At 60.7% G+C, this 23,748-nt stretch carries 21 protein-coding genes; 8 read left to right on the top strand and 13 right to left on the bottom strand.

All coding sequences use genetic code 11. From position 1 onward, the window contains the following. Positions 1-39: 39 nt before the first annotated feature. The 5 genes from ACYQ4Z_RS03855 to ACYQ4Z_RS03835 all read right to left on the bottom strand — a co-directional run bounded on the left by ACYQ4Z_RS03855 (position 40) and on the right by ACYQ4Z_RS03835 (position 7,767). Positions 40-1,362: an OmpP1/FadL family transporter gene (locus ACYQ4Z_RS03855; protein ID WP_459860101.1), complete on the bottom strand. Its 1,323-nt coding sequence runs from the start codon at positions 1,360-1,362 to the stop codon at positions 40-42. A 53-nt stretch (positions 1,363-1,415) separates the two neighbouring features. Beyond that, complete coding sequence (locus tag ACYQ4Z_RS03850) at positions 1,416-1,817, bottom strand: acyl-CoA thioesterase (RefSeq protein WP_119335012.1); 402 nt, start codon at positions 1,815-1,817, stop codon at positions 1,416-1,418. Between the two features lie 72 nt (positions 1,818-1,889). Then, positions 1,890-3,863: a 3-hydroxyacyl-CoA dehydrogenase NAD-binding domain-containing protein gene (locus ACYQ4Z_RS03845; RefSeq protein ID WP_459860100.1), complete on the bottom strand. Its 1,974-nt coding sequence runs from the start codon at positions 3,861-3,863 to the stop codon at positions 1,890-1,892. Between the two features lie 10 nt (positions 3,864-3,873). Continuing rightward, on the bottom strand, positions 3,874-5,157 hold the full coding sequence (locus tag ACYQ4Z_RS03840) for an acetyl-CoA C-acetyltransferase (RefSeq protein WP_459860099.1): 1,284 nt from the start codon (positions 5,155-5,157) through the stop codon (positions 3,874-3,876). Between the two features lie 24 nt (positions 5,158-5,181). Then, on the bottom strand, positions 5,182-7,767 hold the full coding sequence (locus ACYQ4Z_RS03835; RefSeq protein ID WP_438438967.1) for an acyl-CoA dehydrogenase: 2,586 nt from the start codon (positions 7,765-7,767) through the stop codon (positions 5,182-5,184). A gap of 112 nt (positions 7,768-7,879) precedes the next feature. On the opposite strand from ACYQ4Z_RS03835, the gene ACYQ4Z_RS03830 reads away from it, so the two are divergent. After that, positions 7,880-9,688: a chorismate-binding protein gene (locus tag ACYQ4Z_RS03830; protein ID WP_459860097.1), complete on the top strand. Its 1,809-nt coding sequence runs from the start codon at positions 7,880-7,882 to the stop codon at positions 9,686-9,688. Here ACYQ4Z_RS03830 and ACYQ4Z_RS03825 read toward each other — a convergent pair. Beyond that, the gene (locus ACYQ4Z_RS03825) at positions 9,634-10,407 is read right to left on the bottom strand and encodes a DUF2189 domain-containing protein (RefSeq protein ID WP_459860095.1); all 774 of its coding nucleotides are present in this window, start codon (positions 10,405-10,407) and stop codon (positions 9,634-9,636) included. The two genes, ACYQ4Z_RS03830 and ACYQ4Z_RS03825, sit on opposite strands and share 55 nt — an antisense overlap. Positions 10,408-10,529: 122 nt before the next feature. On the opposite strand from ACYQ4Z_RS03825, the gene ACYQ4Z_RS03820 reads away from it, so the two are divergent. Beyond that, entirely contained in the window at positions 10,530-11,801 is a 1,272-nt protein-coding gene (locus ACYQ4Z_RS03820; protein ID WP_459860093.1) for an O-acetylhomoserine aminocarboxypropyltransferase/cysteine synthase family protein, read from the top strand. A gap of 111 nt (positions 11,802-11,912) precedes the next feature. Here the strand turns inward: ACYQ4Z_RS03820 and ACYQ4Z_RS03815 are convergent, their stop codons facing one another. Then, a complete protein-coding gene (locus tag ACYQ4Z_RS03815; RefSeq protein ID WP_217126368.1) occupies positions 11,913-13,265 on the bottom strand; it encodes a UDP-glucose dehydrogenase family protein in 1,353 nt (450 codons plus the stop codon). Between the two features lie 147 nt (positions 13,266-13,412). Between ACYQ4Z_RS03815 and ACYQ4Z_RS03810 the strand changes: the two genes are divergently transcribed. The 6 genes from ACYQ4Z_RS03810 (at position 13,413) to ACYQ4Z_RS03785 (ending at position 17,805) form a co-directional block, all read left to right on the top strand. Continuing rightward, on the top strand, positions 13,413-13,838 hold the full coding sequence (locus ACYQ4Z_RS03810) for a hemerythrin domain-containing protein (RefSeq protein ID WP_219973217.1): 426 nt from the start codon (positions 13,413-13,415) through the stop codon (positions 13,836-13,838). After that, on the top strand, positions 13,835-14,122 hold the full coding sequence (locus ACYQ4Z_RS03805) for a DUF2249 domain-containing protein (RefSeq protein WP_119334960.1): 288 nt from the start codon (positions 13,835-13,837) through the stop codon (positions 14,120-14,122). The genes ACYQ4Z_RS03810 and ACYQ4Z_RS03805 overlap by 4 nt, the downstream gene beginning before the upstream one ends. Then, positions 14,119-15,441, top strand: coding sequence for an NnrS family protein (locus ACYQ4Z_RS03800; RefSeq protein ID WP_219973219.1), 1,323 nt, complete (start codon positions 14,119-14,121; stop codon positions 15,439-15,441). The genes ACYQ4Z_RS03805 and ACYQ4Z_RS03800 overlap by 4 nt, the downstream gene beginning before the upstream one ends. Then, positions 15,438-15,839, top strand: a complete 402-nt coding sequence (locus tag ACYQ4Z_RS03795; RefSeq protein ID WP_219973220.1) for a SirB2 family protein — start codon at positions 15,438-15,440, stop codon at positions 15,837-15,839. Before ACYQ4Z_RS03800 ends, ACYQ4Z_RS03795 begins: the two co-directional genes overlap by 4 nt. 84 nt (positions 15,840-15,923) lie before the next feature. Beyond that, positions 15,924-16,355, top strand: coding sequence for a c-type cytochrome (locus tag ACYQ4Z_RS03790; protein ID WP_119334957.1), 432 nt, complete (start codon positions 15,924-15,926; stop codon positions 16,353-16,355). Positions 16,356-16,401: 46 nt separating this feature from the next. Continuing rightward, positions 16,402-17,805, top strand: coding sequence for a cbb3-type cytochrome c oxidase subunit I (locus tag ACYQ4Z_RS03785; protein ID WP_119334956.1), 1,404 nt, complete (start codon positions 16,402-16,404; stop codon positions 17,803-17,805). Between the two features lie 112 nt (positions 17,806-17,917). On the opposite strand, the gene ACYQ4Z_RS03780 is transcribed toward ACYQ4Z_RS03785, so the two are convergent. The 6 genes from ACYQ4Z_RS03780 to ahbB (ACYQ4Z_RS03755) are packed head-to-tail and all read right to left on the bottom strand — an operon-like array spanning position 17,918 to position 23,748. Continuing rightward, entirely contained in the window at positions 17,918-18,214 is a 297-nt protein-coding gene (locus tag ACYQ4Z_RS03780) for a cytochrome C oxidase subunit IV family protein (RefSeq protein WP_459860089.1), read from the bottom strand. Beyond that, entirely contained in the window at positions 18,211-18,819 is a 609-nt protein-coding gene (locus ACYQ4Z_RS03775) for a cytochrome c oxidase subunit 3 family protein (RefSeq protein WP_459860088.1), read from the bottom strand. Before ACYQ4Z_RS03775 ends, ACYQ4Z_RS03780 begins: the two co-directional genes overlap by 4 nt. After that, positions 18,816-20,381, bottom strand: a complete 1,566-nt coding sequence (locus ACYQ4Z_RS03770; protein ID WP_459860087.1) for a cytochrome D1 domain-containing protein — start codon at positions 20,379-20,381, stop codon at positions 18,816-18,818. The genes ACYQ4Z_RS03775 and ACYQ4Z_RS03770 overlap by 4 nt, the downstream gene beginning before the upstream one ends. Positions 20,382-20,393: 12 nt before the next feature. Continuing rightward, positions 20,394-21,590, bottom strand: a complete 1,197-nt coding sequence (nirJ, locus tag ACYQ4Z_RS03765; protein WP_219972411.1) for a heme d1 biosynthesis radical SAM protein NirJ — start codon at positions 21,588-21,590, stop codon at positions 20,394-20,396. Positions 21,591-21,611: 21 nt separating this feature from the next. Then, positions 21,612-22,694 (bottom strand): siroheme decarboxylase subunit beta, encoded by a 1,083-nt coding sequence (ahbB, locus tag ACYQ4Z_RS03760; protein ID WP_459860086.1) that lies wholly within the window; start codon positions 22,692-22,694, stop codon positions 21,612-21,614. Further along, the gene (gene ahbB, locus ACYQ4Z_RS03755; protein ID WP_219972413.1) at positions 22,672-23,748 is read right to left on the bottom strand and encodes a siroheme decarboxylase subunit beta; all 1,077 of its coding nucleotides are present in this window, start codon (positions 23,746-23,748) and stop codon (positions 22,672-22,674) included. Before ahbB (ACYQ4Z_RS03755) ends, ahbB (ACYQ4Z_RS03760) begins: the two co-directional genes overlap by 23 nt.

Raw genomic sequence — 23,748 nt, 5'->3', positions numbered from 1 at the left:
GCCCACGCAAGGGGCGGTTCGCAGAAAATGACGATCCGGTCAGAACGAGCGGGAGTACTGAACGCCCGCCAGCCAGATGTTGCCGGTATATTCGCCGATCACCCAACCTTTACCCTTGGTGATCTGGTTGTTGCTGATGCGCGTGTCGTTGATGAAGAGGTGCGCCAGGCCGAAATCGACGCGGGTTGCGCGATCGGGCCGCCATTGCGCGCCAAAAGAGAGCCAGATGCGGTTGTTGTCGGGCAACGAAACCAAACGCGTATCGGCATTCTTGACCGGAGATTCGTCGTGCGCAATCCCGAATTTGAAGGTCCACGCATCGTTGTAGTGATAATTGGCGCCGAGCGCAACGCGCCAGGTGTCGCGGAAGCGGGCATCGAGCACGTCGGCGGTCGTCCCAGCTTGTACGCCGCTCGTACGATAGATGGACAAGACGTCGAGACTGCTCCAACCCGTCCACGAAAGGTCCGCCAGCACTTCCCAACGCGGATTGAGCTGATGGGTGAAGCTGACGATGAAGGTGTCGGGCAGATCGACATCGACCTTCGCATTGACCCCGGCTGCACCGATCGCAGGGTTGGAAAGCACGGCGGCAGCACCGCCGCTTGCGGTCAGCGTACCGGTGAGCGTATGCTTGACTTTGGAGCGGTACGACAGACCGACACGGGTCGCGGCCGTCGGTTGGAACAGCACGCCCACGTTCCAACCCAGCGAGACATCGTCCGCTTTGAGCCGCAGTTTCGTGTTTTGAAAAGCCGGGGGGAAGAGACTCGCAAAGCGGTCATAGGTCGCTTCCATCTTCTGGATGCTGACGCCAGCGCCGACCGAAACTTTGTCATTGACGCGGTACGCGACCGACGGGTTGACGTTCATCGTTTTGATGTCGAACAGGGTCGACTGGAACCGGCCAACCCAATCGTCGGTGTATTCGGTCTTCAAGCCGAACGGCGCGCCAAATCCGACACCCACAGAGAGGCGATCGTTGATCCGCTGCGCATAATAGCCGTTCGGGATCGCCGCCCAATCCCCAGCATCGGCCCCATTCGATCCCGTCAAGGGGACCGGAACCGGTGTCAGCGGCGGCACCGCAGCCAGGCTACCTTGGTTGGCGAATTTGAAGCTGGGTTTGACGACCGCCAACCCCAGCGAAACCTCTTTCGCGCCGGAAAGCTGGGTCATCCCAGCTGGGTTGAAGAAGATCGTCGACGCGTTGTCGGCCACCGCCGCCGAACCGGCGTAGGCGTTCGCGATCCCGCTCGCGTTTTGTTCCAGCAACTGGAAGCCGCCTGCGTGCGCCGAAGAAAGACCCGCAACAAAAAGCGCGCTGGCAAGCGTCGTCAAACGAAACGTATTTCTTTTCATGAGTGAGACTCCTCCACTGTTACCACAACGAACCCAAACCCCCATCTGCTTGCTCAAGCATCAGAGGGCATTTCCTGCGGAATCGCGCGTTTCTTACCTTGTGCATCGAGTGCGACATAGGTCAGGCGCGCTTCCGTCACCTTCACCACCATGGGCGACTCGGGGTGCCGTTCGGCATAGACCTCGACGTCCACGGTGACCGAAGTCCTTCCTACCGCAACCACCTCGGCGTAAAAGCTCACCACGTCGCCGACCGCGATGGGTTGCTTGAAGACGAAACTATTCACTGCCACGGTGGCAACCCGTCCTTTTGCGCGCCGCCGCGCTGGGAGCGATCCGGCGATATCGACCATCGCCATCACCCAGCCGCCAAAGACGTCACCAGCCGGGTTGAGGTCCGCTGGCATCGGCATCACCCGCAGTTCGGGCTGTTTGTCAGGCAGTTGCGTGGTCATCGCAGAACCGCTCCTTGGGTCGATCGGGATACCGACAGGATCATATCCAATAACGAACGATCGTTTGAACGGTTACGCCATCCGGGCTGATTTTTCTCGGTTTTCGGCGTCTTTCGTGTTGCGCCAATGCAACGCCCCCCCGCGAAACGGCGCAAACCCCGTGCCGAAGATCACCCCAGCGTCGGCAAGATCGGCATCGGCAACCACCCCCTCGGCTACGCACCGTTCGGTTGCGGCGATGAGCGGCGCGATGATGCGCTCTGCCAGCCCCTCCGGGATCTCGCTGGGTTTGACCGTGCGTTTGACCGCTTTTCCCTTTTCCCAGCGGTAATAGCCTTCCCCAGTCTTTTTCCCCAGTTTGCCTTCCTGAACCAACTGCTGCAAGCGCCGCGGCGGCGTGGGTTCATCGGGCACCAATTGCTGCCCAGCCAAAAGCGCAACATCGAGCCCTACGGTATCGACCAGTTCGATCGGCCCCATCGGCATCCCGAAGGCTTCCAGTGCCGCATCGACCACTTCGGGCGCAGTGCCCGCTTCGACGCATTGCAATGCTGAGATCAAATAGGGTGCGAGCACGGCATTGACCAGGAAACCAGGTGCGGAACGAACCGGTAACGGCAATTTGTCGATTTTTCCGACGAAAACCAGCGCACGTTCGACCGCTTGCGCGTCGCTCTGTGCGCCTCGCACCACTTCGACGAGCGGCATTTTGGTCACCGGGTTGAAGAAGTGGATGCCGACCAGCCGGTGCGGCGCAGCCATCTCTTCGGCAATCGACTCCAGCGACAAACTGGAGGTATTGGTCGCCAGCAGCGCGTCGGGTTTGGCGCGCTGTTCGAGTTCGGCAAAGAGGCGTTGCTTGACGTCGAGCTTTTCGACCACCGCTTCGATGATCACGTCGGCTTGCGCGACACCCACGCCTTGCGGGTCGGGGATGAAGCGGTCGAGCGCCGCGCGCAGCGCCGTTTCGTCGTCACGAAAACGCCGCTGGAACCAGCGCGTTGCCGCTTGCTGAGCACGCGCCAGCGCATCGAGCGACAAATCCTGAAGCGTCACCGTCAATCCGCTTGCGGCGCAGACCATCGCGATTTCGGAGCCCATCACTCCGGCCCCGATCACATGAACCCGGGTGATCGGTGCGGTTTCCCTTTTGGCAAACTTTTTGAGCCGCTCTTGTAAGAAAAAGACGCGCAAAAGGTTTTTGGTCGTTGGATGCGCCGCCAGAGATTCGATACTGGCGGGGGCGTCGGCAGGAGCCCGCAAAGGGTTGCCACCGTACTGACTCCAGCAACGCAACACTGCGTAAGGGGCCGGGTAGTGTTCCGCTCGAACCCTCGCGCGCAGTTGTTTTTCGGCCTGCCGCACGAAGAGCGCACGCAACGGCCCAGCCCACAACCGCTCCACGAGCGGCAGCCCTTTGCGTTTCGGGGGGTTCAGAACCAATGCCTCGGCAGCCAACGCTGCGACGCGCTCCGGTACGGCTTCATCGACGAGCCCGATCCGCTTCGCCCGTTGGGCGTTGACGCTTTTCGCAGTGAGCATCATCGGCAGCGCTTTACTGGGACCGATCAGCGCCGGCAACCGCATCATGCCACCCCAGCCCGGGTAGATCCCCAGCATGATCTCTGGGAGCCCCAAACGGGTCTTGCGGTCGCGTACCGCCACCCGGGCTCGGCACGCCAACGCCAATTCCAAACCGCCGCCCAGGCAATGACCGTGAATGAGCGCCACCGTCGGCAACAGATATGCCGCGAGGCGTTCCATGAACCGCCAACCCCGTTCCACCAACGCGCGGGCAGCCGCCGCGTCGGAAAGCGCTGCAAACGTCTCGACGTCAGCGCCCGCGACGAAACCAGCAGTTTTGCGCGACGCGAACACCACTCCTTTCGCGCCCGTTGCGGCAATCGCATCGAGCGCCGATTCGATCTCCGCAAACACCGGTTCGGAAAGGGTATTGGCGCTTTTTTCGGCGCAATCGAGCCAGATCCACGCAATACCGCGCTCGTTGACCGACCAGCTGAGGTGTTTCATCTGCGTCTCGTTCATCGCCTATCCTTCACAGCCGTTCGATGCGCATCGCGCCACCCAAACCGCCACCGATACAAATCGCGGCGATTCCACGCTTCGCGTTGTGTCGCTGTAATACTTCGACCAAGTGCCAGACGATACGTGCGCCGCTCGCGCCCACCGGATGCCCGAGCGCGATCGCGCCACCATCCACGTTGAGGCGGCTGCGGTCGATCGGCCCCAACGCCATCGGCAGCCCCAGCTCAGATCGGCAGTAATCGTCACTTTCCCACGCTTTGAGGCACGCCAACACCTGCGCGGCAAACGCTTCATTGATCTCCCAAAAATCGACATCGTCCAAAGCCCAACCCGCACGCTGCAGAAGCGGGGTCGCGGCATGAACCGGCCCCAAACCCATTTGAGCAGGGTCGAGTCCGGCCCAGTGGGTATCGACGAGCCGCGCCACCGGCTCCAGTCGATAGCGCTTCACCGCCGCTTCGGATGCGACGAGCAGCATCGTCGCGCCGTCCGTGATTTGAGAACTGTTTCCGGGCGTGACACGACCATAGCGGTCGAAAAAGGGTTTGAGTTTCGCGAGTTTTTCGAGCGATGAATCGGGGCGCACCCCATCGTCGTGGGCGTAGAAGCGGCCTTGCGCGTCGAAAAGCGGAGTCATTTCGTGCGCGAAATGGCCCGCCTCGTGTGCAGCGGCCGCACGGCGATGACTCTCGACTGCGAACGCGTCCATTTCTTCGCGCGTAATACCAAAACGGGTGGCCAACGTTTCCGCCGTTTGCCCCATCAACTGCTTCACCACAGGGTCGGTCAACCCTTTCATCAGTCCGATCACCGGCTTGAGGTCGCGCAAGCGCAACTGGCGCAGCGCTGCGAGCTTCTGAGCCGGAGATTTGGCTGCAGCGAAACGACCGAGAAAACGGACGAATTCGTCGGAGAAGAGCACTGGGGCGTGGCTGAGGGCATCCACCCCACCCGCAGCGATCAGATCGGCCCGCCCCGAAAGGATCTGTGCCGCTGCCGAATCGATCGCCTGCATGCCCGAGGCGCAATTGCGCATCACCGTCCAGCCGGGAACCTTGCGCCCACAGCCGGCGCGAAGCGCGACCACGCGACCGATATTGACCTCGTCCGCGCGCGGTGCGGCGCAACCCAGAATCACCTCGTCGAGCACCGCGGGGTCGAGGCGCTGACGCATCAGCAACATCTGCAACGCCCGGGTCGCCAAGTCGGATGCACGAAATGGCCCCGGCTCGTTCTTCGCTTTGAGAAACGGCGTCCGTACGCCATCTACCAGATAGACTGCTCGATCCGCCACGCTATGCTCCCGGTGTGCGCACGCTTACGCATCGACGGTCGAAGCCGAAACCGCTGGCGCATCCTGCACCGCCACATCCCCTCCGACGCGCCGCTTTTCCGGCCACGGACGCATCGCGGGCGGAATGGCCGCGGTGCGCGCGATACGATCGTCCGGAATCGCCTGCGCGGCCGCCTTGACCCCAAAATCGTAGGGGAAGTCATCGACACGGATCACCAGGTCACGCAGCCGATTGCGCTGGATCACTTTGCGGTATTCGGCCTCGGTGATCACCCCTTGCGCATACGCTTCATCCCAAATCGCATCGACACTGCCGCTGGTGAGTGCTTCGATGCTCGGTGCAAAGCGTCCCGCTTTCTGCGCGTCGCGCAATTTCGCTTCGATCGGCTCACACGCTTGGGTGGCCAAGAGTGCTGCTTCCAACGCCCCCAGCGGCTCATCGAGCGATTGGGGCAAATAGACGAGCGAGGTCAAACGGTCACGCGTTGCACCGGGCTCCATCAGACCCATCGCCACCCGATGTCCAAGACGATCGTCCGGCGTACGGAACGGACGACCCAGCGGGAAGGTGACGAACCGCGCCAGCGCCCGCGCCGGCGCGAATGGGAAATTGTCGATCACGCCAGTAAAGGCCACTTGAGCGCGGAAAAACGCATCCCAGATCGCCCAGTGCAGGAACGGCGCATCACCAGCGGGGCGGCCGTCGACTTCGAAGCGCTTGAGCGTAGCGCTCGCCAAGTAGAGCTGCGACAAAATGTCACCCAAACGGGCAGAGAGCCGCTCTTTACGTTTCAGCGCACCCCCCAACACGCCCATCGAGACATCGGCCAAGAACGCGAACGCTGCGGAAAAACGGGTCAGCTGTTGGTAATAGCGACGGCACTCGGGCGCAACGCTCGATGGCACCCGAACGAAACGGGCCCCGGTAAGCCCCATCACCAGCGCACGGGCACCGTTGTTGAGCGTATAGACGATGTGACTCCAGAACGCGCGGTCGAACGCATCGAGGTCACCGTTTTGCGCAGCACGCATCTCTTCGAGCACGTAGGGATGGCACCGAACCGCCCCTTGCCCGAATACGATGAGGCTGCGGGTGAGGATATTCGCCCCTTCGACGGTGATCCCCACGGGAATCTGCTCGTACGCCCGCCCCAAGAAGTTTTGCGGACCCAAACAGATTCCTTTACCACCGACCACGTCCATCCCGTCGTTGACGGTTTGCCGCGCCCGCTCGGTCACGTGGTATTTGACGATCGCCGAAACCACCGACGGTTTCTCACCGAGATCGACCGCGCCCGCGGTAAACACCCGCGCTGCGTCACACAGGTAGGTGTTGCCGCCGATGCGCGCGAGCGCCTCTTCCACCCCTTCGAAGCGACCGATCTGCGTCTTGAATTGGTATCGGATCCGCGCGTACGCACCGACGGCGCGCGCCGTGACCTGCTGCATTCCGGTGTTGGAGCCGGGCAACGAGATCGAGCGCCCAGCCGCCAGGCACTCCATCAGCATCCGCCACCCTTTGCCCACCATCGCCTCACCACCGATCACGAAATCGAGCGGAATGAAGACCTCTTCCCCGCGGATCGGTCCGTTCATCCACACCGCGTCGAGTGGAAGGTGCCGACGCCCGATTTCGACGCCCGGATGGTTTGCCGGAATGAGCGCGAGCGTAATCCCGATCTCTTTCCCTCTACCCAACAAGTTTTCCGGGTCAAAAAGCTGGAACGCCAGCCCGAAGACCGTACACACCGGCGCCAGCGTGATATAGCGTTTGTTGAAGCTCACGCGGATACCGATCACCTCTTTGCCCTGGTATTCACCACGGCAGACGACGCCGGCATCGGGAATCGACGCGGCATCGGAACCGGCCCACGGACTGGTGAGCGCAAACGCAGGAATCTCTTCCCCACGCGCCAAACGCGGCAAATAATGAGCCTTCTGTTCCGGTGTTCCATAGTGGAGCAGCAATTCCGCCGGCCCCAACGAGTTGGGCACCATCACGGTCACTGCCGGAGCGCTCGAACGGGTCGAGAGTTTGGTGATCACCTGCGAATGGGCGTACGCGGAAAAGCCCTTCCCGCCATACTCCTTCGGGATGATCATCCCCAGGAACCCCTTTTCCTTGATGAACTGCCAGACGGCGTCGGGCATATCCTTTTTGAGACTGCACTCCCAATCGTCGACCATGCGGCAGAGCTCCTCGGTTTCGTTTTCGAGGAACGCTTGCTCTTCCGGCGTCAGTTTCGGCCACGGGTAGCTCAGGAATTTTTGCCAATCCGGGTTCCCACGAAAGAGCTCCCCTTCCCACCAAACGGTGCCCGCCTCAAGCGCATCCCGCTCCGTCTGCGACATTTGCGGCAGCGCTTTCGCAAACGCTTTGAAAATGGGCACCGTGATCAGACGTTTGCGCGTCGGCCGATGCCCCAACAAAAAGACCACGCCACACCAGGCAAGCGCCACGACAACCGTGACCCATACCGGAAACGCTGCGGTGATGGCCAACGCCAACCACCAAACCAGGATCGCTCCACCCCAGAGAAAAAGAGGCGCTCGCCCGTAGGCGAGCGCGACCACCAAGGGAGGGAGGAAGAGCAACAAGAGCCAAGCCATGACCATCTCCTATTCGAATGGATCGAACGTTTGTTTGAATCCTACTAAAAAAAAAGTTTGTTGGCAAGTCGTCTCACCAACTTCTTGCGAAAAGGGTCGGTATACTTCGCCCATGTTTGCCTGGTTCGATACCCCCGAAAGCGATAGCGGCACCCCTCTGGAGATTTGGGCAGAGCCGCTCGAAGCCTATCACGAAACCACAGACCCAAATGAAGCGCGACAACTGCTGAATGCGGCCGAACGGGAAGCCCACCATTCCAAATCGGATGCGGACGGCCCCCTCTGGGCGTTTGCGCTCGACTACGAGTGCGCCCCGTGGTTCGACCGCGCGTACGCCAACGCTTTTACCCATCGCCCGCCGGGGCGGTTGCGCTTGTGGCGCTTTGGTCGCTACCGCGTTTTGCCGAGCGACGTAGCCGACACCACCGCAGCAAAAAGACAATGGCATCCTTGCGGCGCTGACGACCCAGCCGGATTCCTCGGTTGGCATACGCCTTGGACACCAGCGCACTACCAAGCTGCGTTCGCGCGGATTCACCATTACTTGACAACAGGGGATTGCTATCAGGTGAACCTCACCTTTCCCTGGTATGCGCGCTGCTACGGGTCGCCGCTTGCCCTCTACCGCCGCTTGAAAGCGGCGCAACCGGTACCCCACGGCGCGTTCCTACCCCTACCAGACGGCGGAGCGATCCTCTGTCGCTCCCCGGAACGGTTCTTCGCCCGCCGCGGCAATCGGGTGATCTGCCAACCGATGAAAGGGACGGCGCCGCCTAACGCCGTCAACTGGCTGGACGAAAAGACCCGGGCAGAAAACGTGATGATCGTCGACCTCATTCGCAACGACCTGAGCCGCCTTGCCCCCACAGCGGGCGTGCATGTTGCGCAACTCTTCACCGAGACCCACTACGCGACGGTAACGCAACTCACCTCGACGATCGTCGCCGAAGGGGTATACGCCACCCTATGGGAGATTCTTACCGCGCTATTTCCGTGCGGCTCGGTAACCGGCGCCCCGAAACGCCGCGCGATGGAGATCATCGGCGAACTCGAAACCGCCCCCCGTGGTGTTTACTGCGGAGCAATCGGCATGCTCCTCCCCGGAGGGGCTATCGAATGCGCGGTCCCGATTCGCACCTTGACGATCGACCCCCACGGACACACGGTCTTTTCCGTCGGCAGCGGCATCGTCATCGACTCCGACCCCACGACCGAATGGCAAGAGTGCCTCCTCAAAGGGCGGTTCGTTCAGGCGCTCCCCGCGCCCATTGGCCTGATCGAAACGATGCGTTGGGAACCGGACGTTGGCTGCGCGCTGTGGCCCTACCACGTGGCGCGCATCCGCTCGAGCGCCGCGGCTTTGGGCATCCCATTCGACGAAGCGGCTTTCACCGCCGCCGTCGAACGCGCCGCTCTCCTTGCGCAAACCCAAGCCGTGCCGCTGCGCATCCGCGCGGAACTCGCGCCCGACGGAACCGTGACAAGTACCGCAACCCCCTGGGCTCCTCCCGCCCTACCGGTACGTTTCCGCATCACCCAAGACCTGGTGATCGACCCTACCGATCCGTTGCAGCGCCACAAAACGACACGCCGCGCGCATTATGACCGCCTACTTGCCGAGTCCCTCGCCCACGGCTGTTTCGATTACCTGGTGACGAATACCCGTGGCGAACTCGTCGAAGGGTGCCGCACCACGCTTTTCGTGCAATTTCCGGGTGAACCGAAGCTCGCAACCCCGCCCTTGGCAAGCGGTTGTCTAGCTGGGGTCTTACGGGCAAAACTCCTTGCGGAAGGGGACGCAGTCGAGTGGCCCCTCACCCCCGCCGACCTCACGCGCGCCGAACAGCTCTACCTGGGAAACGCCCTTCATGGGTTGCTGCCTGCTGTTTGGGACGACGCGTCACCCACCAACTCGCGATAAGCGTGCCAAGTGGCGTGACCAAGAAGCGGCAGGGTTACCGCCAAACCAAAGAGCACCAGCGCGTACCCCAGCAATGTCAAGCCTACGATCCAAGCCGCCCAGACCGCCATCGGCCAAGGGTTCGTGCGCACCACTTGGACACTGGTCGCGACCGCAGTAAAAAGATCGACGTCGCGATCCAAAAGCAGCGGAACGGAAACCACGGTCACGGTAAATATCCCCGCAGCAACCAACCCGCCGGTCACGAACCACGCGACGACGAGCGGCCACTCCTCTCCCGAAACGATCAACGCCGCGATGGTCGGCGACGCGGTTTCCGGTGACGCAAGAACCGCAAAGAGCATCGCGGTGAAACGCTCCCAGACCAACATCACCAAGAGCAACCCCAGCCCCACTTGGGCCAGACTCGCTTTTTTCGCTTTGACCAACGCCAGCGCGTCGAAAAAGGCTGGCCGCTCGACCGTGCCCCGTAATCGGCTCAACGCGTAGAGTCCCGCGGCCAAGAGCGGTGCAAGCAGAAAAAACCCGGAAAACGCAACCGCCATCAGGTGCGGCGCGCGAAGGGTAGTCAAAACGATCAGTCCGCCGCCGATCGCAAACACCACGCCAAAACCCAACGACGAAAGGGGATCGTAGCGAAGATCCTCCCACCCTTTCCGTAACCAACGCAGCGGGGCGTCGATGCCCACCGTTCGAACCGCTAACGCTTTCTCCTCCATGGGCGCTCCTTTCGTGGTCACTTTGGGGATATGTTTATCACGCGGCATGCCACACAAACCATGCCGCTTTTCTCCCATGATAAAGTATCAACCACCCAAATACCAGTCAAGAGGAGAGACGTATGCGGCTCGAAACGCAATTGATCCACGCCGGCTATTCCCCCGATCCCACGACGAAAGCGGTCGCGGTACCCATCTATCAAACCACCTCGTATGCGTTCGACAACACCCAGCACGGCGCCGACCTTTTCGACCTCAAGGTCCAAGGCAACATCTACACCCGCATCATGAACCCGACCCAGGCGGTGCTCGAAGCGCGGGTTGCCGCGCTCGAAGGGGGCGTTGGCGCGCTTGCGCTCGCTTCGGGGATGGCCGCGATCACCTACGCCATCCTCACGATCGCCGAAAATGGCGACAACATCGTGACGAGTTCGACGCTCTACGGCGGTACGTACAACCTCTTTGCGCACACGTTGCCGCAGTTCGGCATCGAAGTCCGCTTTGCCGACTACCGTGACCCCGCGTCGTTCGAACGGTTGATCGATGCCAAAACCAAAGCGCTCTTCTGCGAATCGGTCGGCAACCCGTTGGGTAATGTCACCGATTTCGAAGCGCTTGCGGAAATCGCGCACCGCCACGGGATTCCCCTGATCGTCGACAACACCGTTCCCACCCCTTACCTCTGCCGTCCGTTCGAGTATGGTGCCGATATCGTCGTCCATGCCCTCACCAAGTACCTGGGCGGACACGGAACGACGCTCGGTGGCATCATCGTCGATAGCGGCAAATTCCCCTGGGCCGACTACCCGGAGAAGTTCCGCCGCCTCAACGAACCGGACGTCTCCTACCACGGCGTGGTCTATACCGAAGCGCTGGGGCCGGCCGCCTATATCGGGCGCGCGCGCGTGGTGCCGCTGCGCAATATGGGTGCAGCAATCAGCCCGTTCAACGCGTTCCTCATCCTGCAAGGCATCGAAACGCTCGCCGTGCGAATGGACCGCATCTGCGAAAACGCCGTTCAGATTGCCGAATTCCTGAAAAACCACCCGAAAGTGGCGTGGGTCAACTACGCCGGGCTTCCCGACCACCCCAGCTATCCGCTCGTGCAGAAATACATGAACGGGCGCGCTTCGGGCATCCTCAATTTCGGCGTCAAAGGGGGACGAGAAGCGGGCGCCCGCTTTCAAGACGCGCTCAAGCTCTTCACGCGGCTGGTCAATATCGGCGACTGCAAGTCGCTCGCGTGCCACCCGGCATCGACCACCCACCGTCAGCTGGCACCGGAAGAGCTTGAAAAAGCGGGGGTCAGTGAAGACATGATCCGGCTTTCGATCGGGATCGAACACGTCGACGACCTGATCGAAGACCTCGATCAAGCCCTTGCCGCTGCGTAACGGCGCTTTCAGACCGTCACCCCCTTTTGGCTGCGTGCGCAGCCAAAAGGGGCATCACCACGACCGCTTACCGGACTTTGCACACAACCAGCGGCCTATTCGGGACGCACCTCACTGGGCAAGGCGGTTGCGCCGTCCGATTCCGTAATAGACGATCCCTTCGCGCGCAAGCGCCTCCGGATCGTACTGGTTGCGGCCGTCAAAGATCACCGCCGGCGATTTCAGCAACCGCTTCACCGCCTCGAAGTCAGGGTGGCGGAACGGCTTCCATTCGGTGACGAGCACCATCGCATCCGCCCCTTCGAGTGCGCCATACTGGTGCGTCGTGAAAATGAGCCGTTCTTCGGTTTGCCAATCCTGCGGAAATACCTTCTGCGCGTTCGCAATCGCCACCGGATCGTAGGCCTTCACACACGCGCCCCGTTCGATGAGCCCCGTGATGAGCGGAATCGACGGCGCTTCGCGCATGTCGTCGGTGCCCGGCTTGAATGCCAGCCCCCAAACACCAAACGTGCGCCCAGCAAGCGATTCACCGAAACGCGCGACGATCTTGTTGAGTAACGTCTGTTTTTGCGCCGCATTGCGCGCTTCCACCGCGTCGAGCACGAGCGGTTCTACTCCGACGCGCCGTGCCATCTGCACGAGCGCTTTGACATCCTTGGGGAAGCACGAGCCGCCGTAACCCGCGCCTGGGTAGATGAAATGGTAGCCGATGCGCGCGTCGGAGCCGATCCCGATACGCACCTTTTCGACGTCGACATCGTACTGCTCACAGAGCGTCGCGATCTCGTTCATGAAGCTGATTTTGGTGGCGAGCATCGCATTGGCCGCGTATTTGGTCATTTCGGCGTCGCGCACCCCCATATAGATCACGCGCTGATGGCTGCGGTTGAACGGCGCGTAGAGCTCTGCCATCACCGAGCGCGCCCGCTCGTCGTCGGTGCCCACCACGATGCGGTCGGGACGCATGAAATCCTCGACCGCCGCACCCTCTTTGAGGAACTCGGGGTTGGAGACCACCGCTACCGCCAACGATTTGCCGCGCGCAGCGAGCGCCGCCTCCACTTCCGCCTTCACCTGCTCGGCAGTACCCACCGGAACGGTCGATTTGTCGACGACGATTGCATCCCGCTCGATCACCGCACCGATCTGCCGCGCCACCGCGAGCACATGTTGCAGGTCGGCCGAACCGTCTTCTTGCGGGGGTGTGCCCACCGCAATGAAGAAAAGGTCACACGCTTGAGCAGCATCCGCAAGTTGCGTGGTGAAGTGCAACCTGCCCTCCCGCGCGTTGCGCTCGACGATCTCATCGAGCCCGGGTTCGTAGATCGGCAACCGTCCCGCTTTCAACCCTTCGATCTTCTCAGCGTCGATATCGACGCACCAAACCGTGTTACCCATTTCGGCAAAACAGGCACCGGTCACCAATCCCACGTACCCCGTTCCGATCACAGCCAGTTTCATCGCATTCTCCTTTTTCTATTCGGTGACGATTGTACCTTCGCTCGGTGCTATCCAAACGGACCGGTACATTTTTTGATCTATGTCATCGCAACCGCGCTTTCTGGCCTATAGAATCGACATCCTAAGCACACCCAAAGGAGCACGGCGATGACGATCGCAGAACACCTCACCGCGGAACACCGCCATTGTGATACGCTCTTTTCCCAGTTGGAAAACGTCCTGGACAACGAGGACTGGGACGCGATCACGACCGCGTGGCGGGCGCTCGCCGATGACCTCTTACGCCACTTTGCGGTGGAGGAAGAAACCCTCTTTCCCGCGTTCGAAGCGAAAAGCGGAATCACGCAAGGTCCCACCCGCGTGATGCGCATGGAACACGATCAGATGCGCGAACTGCTGGCAGAAGGTGACGCCGCAGTCGCCGAACACGATGCAGAAAATTTGCGCGGGGTGGTCGAGACGTTACTCATCATGAATCAGCAGCACAACCTCAAAGAGGAAAACGTGCTCTACCCGATGTGTGACCAACTGTTGGGCACCGAATTCGTCACCCAACTTCAGGAGACCGTATGAGTGATCCCGCGGTAGCGCACGACAAGCCTTGGGCGGAACCACCGCCCGGCTTTACCGAAGTCGGATGTGTCACGATCGACGCCCGCACTTGGCTGCCACCGGAACCCTTCAACCGGACCATCGAGACGTTAGAGACGCTGCACCCTGACCAGTGGATCCGCTTGTTGCTCTATCGCCATCCTCTCCCGCTCTTCGACGCGTTGGACGAATGGGGTTGGCGCTATTCCTGCCACGACCACGGCGACGGCACGGTTGAAATACATATCTGGAAACCCCTTCCGTGAAGACCGCCGATCTGCGTATCGAAGCTGCGCCCGCGTATCGGATGCCGATGGGTTGGTTTGCGCTCGCCCCTTTTTTTCTGGTACTTGCGGGCGTTTTGCTCCTCAGCGAAGGACCTGAGCTCTTTTTGAGTCGCTGGCATCCTGCTGCGTTGGCGCTCACCCACCTTTTTGCGCTCGGTTTCATGGGTTCGGTGATGGTCGGCGCATTGATGCAGGTCATCCCCGTGCTCTCCGGGCAGAGCTGGCCCCAACGATGGCGTCGAAGCCGCTGGCCGCGTGCCGCTTTTGCTGGTGGGGTCTTGGCGTTGGCTGCGCACTTCCTCTGGAGCGGTTCGCTCAGCGTCGCCCACGCGCTCGCTGGCGTTGCGCTCGCGTTGCTGCTTGCCGCACTGGCTCCAGTTGCGTTCCTCACCCTGTGGTTGCTGCTGCGCATCCCCTCGCTTTCCGACAGCATCCGCGATCTGCGCTGGGTTGCCGCGGGGCTCGGGCTCACGGTAACCCTCGGTGCGCTGCTCCTCCTGCAGCGCATCGCCCCAGACCATTTCGCTTTCGACCATCTGCAATGGGTTACGCTGCATCTGAGCGCGGCGTGGGGGCTGTGGGGCTTGGCGCTGGTTGCCACGGTGGGGTTCGTCGTCGTCCCGATGTTTCAACTCACGCCGGTTTATCCCCCCACCACGCGCCGGCGCTTCACCACTGCGCTCTGGGGAGCCGCACTCATCACATTCATCTTCAGCGTCATCCATCCGGAAAAGACACCGCTCTGGGTAGTCCTTGGCGTTGGCTGGTTGGCGTGGGCATTCGCGGCACAAACGCTCGCCCTGCAAGATCGCAGCAAACGCAAAAAACGGGAGACCACAGGGCACCTTTGGCGGGGCGCGATGATCGCCCTATGTCTTGCCGTGGCGATGGCCTTTGCCAGTGCCACTTTGCCTGAGTTTTCTCCATTCCTTGTCGGCATCATGGTCTTCTGGGGCGGATTCGCCGGGGTGATCTGCGCGATGTGGATCAAGATCATTCCCTTCCTTACCTGGCTCAACATCCAACAGATGCCCAACCGCAAAGGTTTTCCGCCGACGATGCTCAAGATCACCCCGGAAAAGGAAGGCGAACGGTTGCGTTGGCTCTGGCTAGCAACGCTTTTGCTTCTTTTCGCCGCCGTTTTCCTGCCGGAACCGATGAGCCGCGTTGCGGGCATCGCGGTGATTGCCACGGCAGTGCAACTCGCGCGCATCCTCTGGCACGCGTGGCAACTCTTCAACGAATGGGAACGAAAACATCTCGACCCCACAGAATCCGCTCAAATCGCTACGTCATGAGTTACATTCTGCTCAAACACCTGCATCTCACCACCGTTACGCTCACGATCGTAGGGTTTCTCCTGCGCTTTACCTGGAGGCTTCGCTCCCATCCTTGGCTGCACACGCCGCTCGCCCGCGTCCTTCCCCACATCAACGACACCCTGTTGCTCGCTTCTGGGCTCGGAATGGCAGCGATGATCGGCCAATACCCCTTCATCACCCCGTGGTTGACGGCGAAATTCTTTTGGTTACTCGCCTACATCATCGCAGGGCACTTTGCGCTCAAACGCGCACTGACACGCCGCGGACAGTGGTGTGCATGCATCGTGGCGTTGGTGTGTATTGCGATGCTCGTCGGCACTGCGATCTACCACCACCCACTCAGTTGGCTGACACCACGCTTTGCCATAAATTGACGCGGGTCAAGGCATCTTTCCGCACGAATCATTAGACTGCTCCTTGCCAACCCATTGTCGGGTTTTGTGACAAGGAGCCAAATGATGAGTAGTACCTTTTCCACGACAACGGCCCGCAATATTTTCTATGGCGGCGCCCTTTTTTCTTTTTTGCTCTTTCTCGCGCTGACGTTCCATACCGAAAGCGCGTTGCCGCAGCGTGACGCCCGTGCGTTGCTCGAAGCCAACCCCCAAGTAGCCGTGGGCAAACGGGTTTGGGAAGAAAACAACTGCATCGGCTGCCACACGCTCTTGGGGGAAGGCGCCTACTTCGCGCCGGAACTCGGCAACGTCTACAAACGGCGGGGTCCTGAGTTCATCAAGGCTTGGATCAAGGCACAACCGACCGGCACACCGGGGCGGCGCCAAATGCCGCAGTTCAACCTCACCGAGGAAGAGCTCGACGCGTTGGTGGAATTCCTCCGTTACGCCTCGGAGATCGATACCAACGGCTGGCCGCCCAACATCGAGGGTTGACGATCCGTTCTTTTGCCGATAACGAATCCATCAGGAGGACCTTCTCATGAAGTACCAATCACAAGCGGTGGCCAAGCCCTACTTCGTCGCGGCGATCGCGCTCTTCGTCGCGCAGGTGCTCTTTGGCCTGATCATGGGCATTCAGTACGTCGTCGGCGATTTTCTCTTCCCGGCAATTCCCTTCAACGTGGCGCGCATGGTCCATACCAACGCGCTGATCGTCTGGTTGTTGATGGGGTTCATGGGTGCCGCCTACTACCTCGTCCCTGAAGAGGCGGAACGCGAACTGCATGCTCCGAAGCTGGCGATCGCCACCTTCTGGATCTTCCTCGTCGCAGCCGCACTCACCGTATTGGGCTATCTCCTGGTTCCGTACGCGAAGCTGGCCGAGATGACCGGCAACGACGTCCTGCCGACGATGGGGCGTGAATTCCTGGAGCAACCGACGATCACCAAGATCGGGATCGTCTTGGTCGCGCTTTCGTTCCTATATAACCTCAGCATGACCTTCCTCAAAGGACGTAAAACCGCGATCAGCTCGGTGCTGCTGCTCGGGCTTTGGGGGCTGGCGATCTTCTTCCTTTTCTCCTTCGTCAACCCGGATAACCTCGTCCGTGACAAATTCTACTGGTGGTGGGTCGTGCACCTTTGGGTCGAAGGGGTCTGGGAATTGATCATGGGTGCGATCCTGGCGTTCGTCCTGATCAAAGTGACCGGGGTCGACCGCGAGGTGATCGACAAGTGGCTCTACGTGATCATCACCCTGACCCTGGTCACCGGCATCATCGGAACGGGACACCACTACTATTGGATCGGCACACCGGGCTACTGGCAAGTGTGGGGCTCGGTCTTCTCCGCGCTCGAACCGATTCCGTTCTTCGCGATGACCCTCTTTGCGTTCAACATGGTCAACCGTCGGCGGCGGAACCATCCCAACCGCGCCGCTACGCTCTGGGCGCTGGGAACGGGTGTGATGGCCTTCCTGGGCGCGGGTGTTTGGGGATTCCTCCATACCCTCTCACCCGTCAATTACTACACCCACGGCACACAAATCACCCCGTCGCACGGTCACCTGGCTTTCTACGGGGCGTACGCGATGGTGGTGCTGACCATGATCTCCTACGTCTGGCCGAAATTGAACGGTCGCGAAGCCAACGGCAACCGTTCGCAAGTGCTCGAGATGTGGGGATTCTGGGTGATGACCATCTCGATGACCTTCATCGCGCTCTTCCTCACCGCCGCGGGGATTCTCCAAGTGTGGCTGCAACGCATGGGCGCGAATCCGCTCCCCTTCATGGAGGTGCAAGAGCAACTCGCGCTCTTCTACTGGTTGCGCGTGATCGCGGGCGTCGCGTTCTTCGCCGGCCTGCTCGCCTACATCACCAGCTTCTTCAAGGGCGTGGAAGGTTCACCCGAATATCGACCGCTCGCCCAAGAGGCGTCGGCATAACCGAGTTGGGCTCTCCTATCGTGGGAATTGACCCCGGCATGTGCCGGGGTTTTTTTGTTGGTGCACTGTTTTCCACAAACACTGCAGCGTACTGAAGCGGTACAACGAAGCGTCAGTAGAGGAGGACGCTACCCGAAACCGCCGTTGCCGTGACGACCCAGAGCCAGAGTAAACCGCGCCAACGCCAACGGACCCAGCGCAACCCCATGAATTGGTCTATGACGATCAACCCTTTGACCATCGCCAAGAGGAGGAGCACCCACGCCACTAAGGATGCGGCGGTGGGTTCGCTAGTCGCAGCCGAGCCGAGCTCACTGGTTGCCGTCGCGATGACCGTGATCGCGAGCAACGTGGCGCCCGCAAAATCGATCGCGCGCTTGCGCCGATTGACTGTTTCGTTCGCACTCATGCCGGTAGCCGAATGAGGTACAAAAGGGGAAAGAGGATCAACCAAACGAGATCGACCATATGCCAATAACTGGCTGCGGTCTCGATCCCCACCGTTGCGCCCATGTGGTACGCCCCGCGGGCAGCTTTCGCCGTGACAATCGTCAAGATCACGACCCCCAACAGCACATGCATAGCGTGAAAAGCGGTCAGCGAATAGTAGAAGGTATAAAAGAGGTTGGTGTCGAGGTCGATCCCGGCGCGATATTTCGCGGCATATTCCATCCCTTTGCTGACCAGGAATCCCACCCCACAGAGGGTCGCGACAAGCAACCATGCGCCCACCGGGCGCGCTGCTTTTTGTTGCGGCAACGACTCTGCTGCCACCACGCCCCGGGCAACCGCCCAACTGCCCACCAGAAGCAAAACCGTATTCACCGCGCCCCACTCTGGGTCGAGGGTTTGTTGCATCGTCGCAAACAGGTCGTAGTGACCGCGATAACTCACCGCATAGGTGACGAAAAGGGCAAAAAACGCGGTCAATTCGGCAAAAATAAAGAACCAGATCGCCAAGTCACCAGGCGGGTAGGCGGCTTTTGGCGTTGTAACGGGAGGTTCCCCTGTCACCAACTGGTTCCTTCGGAACGATGCACTTTGTTCCAAGCGTTGTATTTTCCGATTGGCTTGTTCGCAGGGATCTCACGCACTACCGCAAGCGTATCGGCGTCGATCACGAGGAGCGCCCCATCCGGAGCCGGTTCCATGACGCTTGCCAACGCGTAGCGCCCATCTGCGGTGAATTCGACATGGGCGAACGTCTTCCCCGGTTTCGGGCGTAAGGTTTTGACGACCTCGAGCGTCGTTTTGTCGATCACGGTGAGGGTATCGCGACAGCTCGGCGCCATCATCGAATCGACGAAGAGATACCGGCTCTTTTCGTGGCTTCGGACGAAAAAGCCCGGACCACAAAGCGGTACCGATTTCACCAACGCCCACCGATCGAGGTCGATCACCGAAAGTTCGGCACGGCGCAAATTGGTAGTTGCCATGACCCGCCGACCGGCGTACTCGAACGTAATGCCCGACCCCAAATGGGGCATGCCTTCGAGTGGCAGTGACGCAATCGCCTGCCGAACATCGAGATTGACCACGAAACTCTCCCCGCCTCGGGACGCGCCGATCAGATTGCGGTACCCCGGAGCAAAGAAGAAGTCATCCAGTACCGCGGGAAGACGGGTCCGCTTCGGATGGAGAAACCCCGGCACGGCCAAGCCTTCCGCCATTTTGTGATCATGGACCAAGCCGTCGAAAACCGGTTCGGCTGCCTCATCGTAACTCACTTCCCACAACTCGGGCATCTCTTTGAAGGCGACGATGAAACTCTTGCGTGGCGGCGCGTCATAGACTGCGGAAAGCCGCGAATGCTCTTTGCGGTCAAGACTTTGCCCAGGCAGGATTTTGATCGGTGCCAGGTTGCTGTCCAAGATCACGAGGGTTTCGGGCAGGGTGTTTGCCACCGCGACATAACGACCATCGCTGGAGACCGCGACGTTGCGGGTATTGACCGCGACGCGGATCTCTGCCACCTTCTCCAACGCCCAGAGGTCGAATTTCTCGACCCAGCCGTCTCGAGAGGCAACCGTGACGAAACGCCCATCCGGTGAGAATTTGGGACCACCATGCACCGCGTAATGGGTGGGCAGCCGAGCCAAAACCTGGAATCGATCACCATCGAGCACCGTCAAATGGTGGTCACCTTGCTCGACCACCACGAAACGGTTCCAACGGTCTCCCCCATCCCTCGGGCCGTCGAGCGGCAACACCGATTTCGACCAGTGGGTTGCCCGCATCGTTGCCAACGTAAATTCCAGGATCTCGGCTGGGGTGGTCTTCAGCCATTGGGCCAGCGACGTGATCTGCTCCGGCGTCAGTTGCCCAGCAAATGCTGGCATTTGCGTTGCCAAGCGCCCCTTCGCGATCACATCAACCACGTTCGGCAACCGCAGCCGCTCCAGACTCTCGGGCAACAGCGCAGGACCCAAGCCACCGGTACGGTCACGACCATGACACTGCGCACACAGATCACGATACAGGGCTTCTGGCTCTTGCGCGAAAAGCGACGGGGGGTGGCCAAAAACCCATAATGCCAGCACGATCGCTACCGCTTTCTTTTTCGTTCGCAGCGTCATCGGATTCGCCCTTTACTGCGTCAAAAGCTCAGTGGCTGGGAACTGCGCTGCAACGCCGGCCTTACCGGAAGCCACACCCACCTCTTCGTCGCTCAGGTAACATGCGGGGTCTTCGCTCCACAGGTCACCAGCGGCCATTTCGGCGCGAACCCGCGAGCTGCCGTTACAGAGCGACAAATACCGGCACGCGCCACAACGCCCGCTGACCGCACGCGGATAGCGACGCAATGCCGCAAGCAACGGGTGAGTCTCGTCGCGCCAAATCGCTGAGAATGGGCGATTGCGTACGTTGTCCAGCGTGACGTGCCACCACATCGTATCGGGATGAACGTTCCCTAAGTTGTCGATATTGGCAATGTTTTCGCCGCTGGCGTTGCCCCCCCATTGACGCAGCTTCGCGGCGATATGCTCGGCACGTTCGGGAAAATGGGCCTGCACCCACAAGAGAAAGAACGGGCCGTCGGCATCGTGGTTGCCCGTGGTGTATTCCCGGCCCGTTCCACCACGATAATCAGCAAGCGCCCGTTCGAAAAGGGTCGTAAGGGCGCGGCGCGTCGTTTGGGCAACCGCATCACGCCCGCGATTTTTTTTGCCCCGCCCAGCGTAATTGAGGTGTGAGAAATAAAAACGCGGAATCTCCGCCTCGGCAACCCAATCGAGGAGGGGTACGAAATCGTGCGCGTTGTCCTCGGTCATCGTGTAGCGCACCCCCACCTTCACCCCCAGGTCACGTAAGGCCAAGAGCGCTCGTTGGGACGCATCGAACGCCCCTGCTTTGCGCCGAAAACGGTCGTGCGTTTCACCCAAACCATCGAGGCTGATGCCGACATAGTCGAAATGAGTCGCGGCTATCTGCTCGGCCATCGCATCGTCGATCAACGTCCCATTGGTAGAAAGCGCTGTGTAGAGCCCTTTCTCCTTGGCGTAATCGGCCAGGAGAAAGAGATCGGGACGCAAAAGCGGTTCCCCGCCGGAAAGAATCAACGCCGGAACACGCATCGCCGCCAAGTCATCGATCACCGCCAGCGCCTCTTCCGTGGTCAGTTCGCCGCGAAAATCGGTGTCGGCCGAGAGCGAATAACAGTGGGCACACAACAAATTACAGCGGCGGATGAGGTTCCAGATCACGACCGGTCCCGGCAAGCGACGGCGCTCCCGAACGGGTGTCGGTTCGAAGAGTTCAGCAATGAAAGCGGAAATGCGAAACATTTTGGGCTCCTTAAGCCAGTGTTACGCGATCGCTGTTGGGCGCAGGCGAACGCCGCTTTTTTTCAGAATCCGTGTCGAATAGAGCGCATCGTGTGCCGTGAGCGCCTGGGGAAAGCGCTGGTGACAGGCCTCGATCAGCCGCGCACGTTGCGCTTCCACTTCATCCTGCGTGCGACCGTGCAACATTGCAAAGAGATTGAAGCGCCAATGGGGCAGATGGCGCGGTCGCCGGTAACAATGGCTGACCGCACCGGTTGCCGCCAGCCAGGATCCGACCGCATCCACTGCTGCGTCGGCGACATCCCAGACACACATCGCGTTCGCACGATAACCCAGTGCGTAATGATTGACCGCGATGCCCAGACGTCGAACCACGCCGCGTGCCATCAGCGCGGAAAAGGTGTCGATCACCTTGTTTTCGCGCCACCCCAGGTGGGCAGCAACGGTGCAAAACGGATCGACGACACACGGTAACCCGGCTTGCGTCGCGATGAGCAGCGCCCGTTCGCGTGCCGTCAAGGGACACGGCACGATCCCTTCCGCTTTGGACGTTTCCGAGGGTTCTGCTGGCCGCGTTTGCGCCAGGAGTCCCGACCAGTTCGCCAGCGTCTCCTCGTCAGGGGCCGTTTCCGGCGTCCACGGCAGCAAACGCAAACGGACGAAATATTCGCGCTCTTTGGGGAAGAGCCAAACCCGATATCCAGTTGCCTGCTCGATCGCCCGCGCAACCCCCTTCACCGCGCGCTCGTTTTCACACGCGATCACGAACCAACAGTTGAGTGAATGGGTGCGCAGATAGTGGTGGGCCACTTCGGGAAACGCATTGATCGCCGCAATCGTCTGCTCCAGCGCCGATTCAGGCGCGGCAACCGCCGCGAGGACGAACGCGCCACCGCTGCGTTCGACCTGGATGAACGGGCCAAAACGGGTAATCAGCCCCTTCTGCAACCATTGGGCAATCTGCGCGGCGATCGCCCTGTCTGGCACCCCCAGCCATTCTGCCCAACGGGCAAAGGGGCGTTTTGCCAAAGGCAGATGATCTTGAAGCGCCCAAAGAAGGAGTCGCTCTCGTTCGCTCAGCTCATGCGGCGCGGTGGCGGACATAGCGCGCTCCGGTCTGTTTGAAGCAGTGGGTGCTGAAGAGCAGTCGATGGGGAAAACGGTCGAGTGCCAAGCGGTGCTGGATCGCTGCGACCACTTGCGCGACATGGGTCGGATCGCTGCCGTGGACCATCGCATAGAGTGTATAAGGCCAGACTTCGGGCACCGGTTCGCGTCGATAGCAGAGATGCACTTCCGGCTCTGCGGCCAGTTGCACCCCCAGTTCGTCCACCAATGCCGGTGGCACGGCCCAGACCGCCATCGCATTGGCCGTCCATCCCAACGCCCGATGGCGAACCACGGCACCGAAACGGCGCATCGTCCCTTCGGCGAGCCAGTGCGCAATCTGCTGCACCACCTCGCTTTCCGCGCACCCGCATTGCTCGGCGATCTGCCGATACGGTTGGGGAACGAGCGGCAATCCTTCACTGAGCACCGCAAACAATCGGCGTTCCCGATCGGACATTGCCCGCGTGCGCCAGCGGTCGCACGGCGTTTTGGGCCCACATTTCAGCACTTTTGCCTTACGCCCTTCGGCGAGATCGAACCCTAAGTCGATGTGGTATTCGCGTACCAGCGGAAAGGGGTAGATCGGGGCGCCGATTTCCTGACTGAGGGTTGCCAAAAGCGATCGACCCGCGTTTTCGGTGGGCGCGGTCAGTACGAACCACAAGTTGAGTTCGGCGCCGCTACGGGCGTAGTTGTGGTTGATTTCCGGGTAGCGAGCGATGATCGAGCCCGCTTCGTGCAGCCGCTCCGCGGGGACGGGAGCAGCGGCAAGTGTGCTCCAGCCGACGGTCCGCGGCGCCCAAACCGGGCCGATCCGATCGATCCATCCGTTTGCTTTGGCGCTGCAAAAAGCAGATCGAACTTCGGCTTCCGATGCGCCGTGCGCTTTCGCAATTTCGGAAAATGGCCACGAAACCAGCGGAAAGCCGCGCTGCCACGCATTGACAAGCTGTAGCGTCCAAGTCGATTCGAAGTCATCTGCCGAGGGGTTACACCCCGAGAACGGAAGAATCTGCGCGCTTCGGTCCGCACTGAGGTAACTGGTCAC

Source organism: Hydrogenophilus hirschii (genome assembly GCF_054656675.1).
This window is presented reverse-complemented; position numbering and strand designations above follow the sequence as displayed.

Coding starts and splice junctions, on each gene's coding strand:
- ACYQ4Z_RS03845 (WP_459860100.1), bottom strand. CDS start 3,863: ATGAACGAGACGCAGATGAAACACCTCAGCTGGTCGGTCAACGAGCGC.
- ACYQ4Z_RS03850 (WP_119335012.1), bottom strand. CDS start 1,817: ATGACCACGCAACTGCCTGACAAACAGCCCGAACTGCGGGTGATGCCG.
- ACYQ4Z_RS03780 (WP_459860089.1), bottom strand. CDS start 18,214: ATGAGTGCGAACGAAACAGTCAATCGGCGCAAGCGCGCGATCGATTTT.
- ACYQ4Z_RS03770 (WP_459860087.1), bottom strand. CDS start 20,381: ATGACGCTGCGAACGAAAAAGAAAGCGGTAGCGATCGTGCTGGCATTA.
- ACYQ4Z_RS03835 (WP_438438967.1), bottom strand. CDS start 7,767: ATGGCTTGGCTCTTGTTGCTCTTCCTCCCTCCCTTGGTGGTCGCGCTC.
- ACYQ4Z_RS03795 (WP_219973220.1), top strand. CDS start 15,438: ATGAGTTACATTCTGCTCAAACACCTGCATCTCACCACCGTTACGCTC.
- ACYQ4Z_RS03830 (WP_459860097.1), top strand. CDS start 7,880: ATGTTTGCCTGGTTCGATACCCCCGAAAGCGATAGCGGCACCCCTCTG.
- ACYQ4Z_RS03820 (WP_459860093.1), top strand. CDS start 10,530: ATGCGGCTCGAAACGCAATTGATCCACGCCGGCTATTCCCCCGATCCC.
- ACYQ4Z_RS03785 (WP_119334956.1), top strand. CDS start 16,402: ATGAAGTACCAATCACAAGCGGTGGCCAAGCCCTACTTCGTCGCGGCG.
- ACYQ4Z_RS03825 (WP_459860095.1), bottom strand. CDS start 10,407: ATGGAGGAGAAAGCGTTAGCGGTTCGAACGGTGGGCATCGACGCCCCG.
- ACYQ4Z_RS03805 (WP_119334960.1), top strand. CDS start 13,835: ATGAGTGATCCCGCGGTAGCGCACGACAAGCCTTGGGCGGAACCACCG.
- ACYQ4Z_RS03810 (WP_219973217.1), top strand. CDS start 13,413: ATGACGATCGCAGAACACCTCACCGCGGAACACCGCCATTGTGATACG.
- ACYQ4Z_RS03815 (WP_217126368.1), bottom strand. CDS start 13,265: ATGAAACTGGCTGTGATCGGAACGGGGTACGTGGGATTGGTGACCGGT.
- ACYQ4Z_RS03790 (WP_119334957.1), top strand. CDS start 15,924: ATGAGTAGTACCTTTTCCACGACAACGGCCCGCAATATTTTCTATGGC.
- ahbB (WP_459860086.1), bottom strand. CDS start 22,694: ATGTCCGCCACCGCGCCGCATGAGCTGAGCGAACGAGAGCGACTCCTT.
- ACYQ4Z_RS03855 (WP_459860101.1), bottom strand. CDS start 1,362: ATGAAAAGAAATACGTTTCGTTTGACGACGCTTGCCAGCGCGCTTTTT.
- nirJ (WP_219972411.1), bottom strand. CDS start 21,590: ATGTTTCGCATTTCCGCTTTCATTGCTGAACTCTTCGAACCGACACCC.